We start from the raw sequence: 2,593 nt of genomic DNA, 5'->3' as shown, positions 1-2,593 counted from the left end.
CCTAAAAATTATCTGTTACATCCGCTACAAAATCCGTTGCCAGAATTAATTGGCTTGCTGCCTGGGTCTAAACCTGCCAAACTGATTCAAGGAGTACCGTTAGGATTAGCGATCGCTCAACATATCCACAACGCTAGACCCCAAACCCGCTTTATCATTCCAGTTGCACCAACCTTGGATTTACCTACTCTAGCCCGTTTTGCTGACCCCCAGCACAATCCCTTGATTCAGAAGTTGGGGTGGGGTGAAGCTCAACTAGTTATTTCCGAAGCTGATACTACTAATTCTGATAATTATACCCTAAACCCCCCATTCCCTATTCTGAAAACTCCTATTGGTGTAGAGATAGAAATCCATACAACATTTCCAGCCCATGAATTGTTATCTCAATGCCGTCTATGCTTGACTACAGTAGGAGCGAATACGGCTGAGTTGGGTTCTCTAGCAGTCCCGATGATTGTGTTACTGCCGACTCAGCAACTGGATGCCATGCGTTCTTGGGATGGGTTGCCGGGTTTATTGGCACGTTTACCAGGGGTTGGGTCGGGGTTTGCCAAGTTGATTAATGGATTAATTTTAAAACAGGGGCGTCTGTTTGCGTGGCCCAATATTTGGGCGAAAGAGGAAATTGTACCAGAATTGGTGGGTAAATTACAGCCGCAAGAAATAGCGCAACGGGTTATTGATTATTTAGAGAATTCGGAGAAATTGGAAGAGATGCGCTCGCGCCTTCGTAGTGTACGGGGTCAAGCGGGTGCCGCGCAAAAGTTAGCGAAGTTGGTGCAAGAGGAACTTGAATAGGTTTACAGCATTTGTTGGCAGTTAAAAGAAAACGTTATTACCCGTTCCGTAGTTTACTGTTCCGTACCAATGCCATCGCACAAGTGCCTATCTTCCTCTTCCACATTGGGATTATACAGCAAATAATTGCGTATCCTGTCGCAACTGCGCCCCATTAAATCGTCAAAGCTCACGTCCCATAGTTTTATAGTATTGTCTTCACTACCAGAGTGTTGTATGAAGCGTTAACTGCCGTGGGACTCACTGTGGCTGCCTACAGACGGTTAAGTGGTTGCACTCCCGAGGAAGTAGGAATGCCTGACTGCGAAGTTGGGAAGCTGTCGCTATATTTTTACAAATTAGCGACAGAGGATGTCACGTTTTATCGTTCCTGCAGCAGTTCCCAAATCTGTTCTGGTGTTAACTGCTGAACATTACTGAAAACTCTAGCAGCACCGGCTCGTTTGAGATTCTTCTCATAAGCCTCGCGGCGTTCTGCTGTCTCTTGGACGTGGGGAGGCAGAATGCCAACACTAACCCAATGGCGTTCGGGGTGTAAAGTTCTGGCTTTCTCAACGGTGTACATATCCGCCACCGTATCTCCTACATAAATTGTCGGCAACTCAACCTCAATATCATGCCGTTTCTGGAGTTGCTCAACTGCTGCGATTAAACCCGTCGGGTTAGGTTTGCCTGGAGCATCTTCCATCGCTACGAGTATCGGTGTCTGAAGATTAAGGCGTTTTGAGAGGGCATAGAGCGCCTCATCTCTCGTGGCACCACTAAAAAAGCCCCAAAGGATATTCGCTGAGGTCAAGCATTCCAGATAGCTAACCTGCAAGAGTAACGGTTCATTGCAGATATACCCTGTCCAATTTTCTGGATCTGACCCCCGATAGCGGGAGTTAAAAAAAGTCACTAAACTATCGTAGTCGAGGGGTGTTGGCGTACGCATTGCGCTGACTTCGGCGTGACCCTTCGACAGGTGGAACACTGAGCTTGCGATGCCCTGAGCTTGTCGAAGGGTCGAAGTGCTCAGGGCGGAGACGCTCAGTCGAACGCTGCTTAGTTCAGATTGCCCCTGAACCTGACCCTCAAAATGTCGGTAAACAAGCTCCCGTGACGCTTCCCAGTCATTGTTCCAGACTCCTTCTGATTTGAGTTGGTCAATGTCTGCTAGGGAAGGTCGGTAAGCGCCATCAGTAAAATGTTCTACGGTATCAGCGATCGCTCTTCGGTAAGAGCCACTTACATCCCGTACCACCCCATCAATATCGAAAACAACAACAGCCGTTGAGTCGGGAGTGAGGCGTTTTGAGGTTGAGCTAGTCAAGGTAAATACTCCGACGACTGAGCCAGGTGGTTTAATCGTGCAGTAGAATTAATCATTGTACATTAATTTCACAAAGCCTAGTGTAGCCTTGGAGGTGTAGTTGGCTAAATTTATTCTCAAAATTCTCTGGCTAGATGAGAACGTGGCATTAGCGGTCGATCAAGTGGTGGGCAAAGGTACTAGCCCCCTGACTTCTTACTTCTTCTGGCCCCGGAACGATGCCTGGGATCAGCTTAAAAATGAGCTAGAAGCCAAACACTGGATTAGCGAAACCGATCGGGTTGAAATACTCAACCAAGCCACTGAAGTGATTAACTACTGGCAAGAGGAAGGCAGAAACCGTCCTATGTCGGAAGCTCAGGCAAGATTCCCAGAACTAACGTTCACTGGCAGTGCTTAATCCAATAAGGGAAATGGGTCATTTGCCCTTTGTCATCTATCTGCGGCAATAGCTTCCCCTACAGGCTGTGTTTTCTGCCC

At 47.6% G+C, this 2,593-nt stretch carries 2 protein-coding genes and 1 pseudogene; 2 read left to right on the top strand and 1 reads right to left on the bottom strand.

Annotation, left to right across the window (positions count from 1 at the left end; translation table 11 throughout):
* Positions 1–801, top strand: a pseudogene (locus IQ257_RS29330) (lipid-A-disaccharide synthase); the annotation flags it as partial.
* Between the two features lie 361 nt (positions 802–1,162).
* On the opposite strand, the gene IQ257_RS29325 reads toward IQ257_RS29330, so the two are convergent.
* Positions 1,163–2,113, bottom strand: a complete 951-nt coding sequence (locus tag IQ257_RS29325; RefSeq protein WP_193882602.1) for a TIGR01548 family HAD-type hydrolase — start codon at positions 2,111–2,113, stop codon at positions 1,163–1,165.
* A gap of 100 nt (positions 2,114–2,213) precedes the next feature.
* Here IQ257_RS29325 and IQ257_RS29320 point away from each other — a divergent pair, with 100 nt between their 5' ends.
* Positions 2,214–2,513 carry a 30S ribosomal protein PSRP-3 gene (locus tag IQ257_RS29320; RefSeq protein WP_193882605.1) on the top strand — a complete coding sequence of 100 codons (300 nt, stop codon included), beginning with the start codon at positions 2,214–2,216 and terminating at the stop codon, positions 2,511–2,513.
* The last annotated feature ends 80 nt before the right edge of the window (positions 2,514–2,593 follow it).

Source organism: Coleofasciculus sp. LEGE 07092 (assembly GCF_015207375.1).
GTDB lineage: Bacteria > Cyanobacteriota > Cyanobacteriia > Cyanobacteriales > Coleofasciculaceae > LEGE-07092.
The sequence above is the reverse complement of the archived record's forward strand: the minus strand, read 5'-3'. Positions and strand labels throughout refer to the sequence as shown.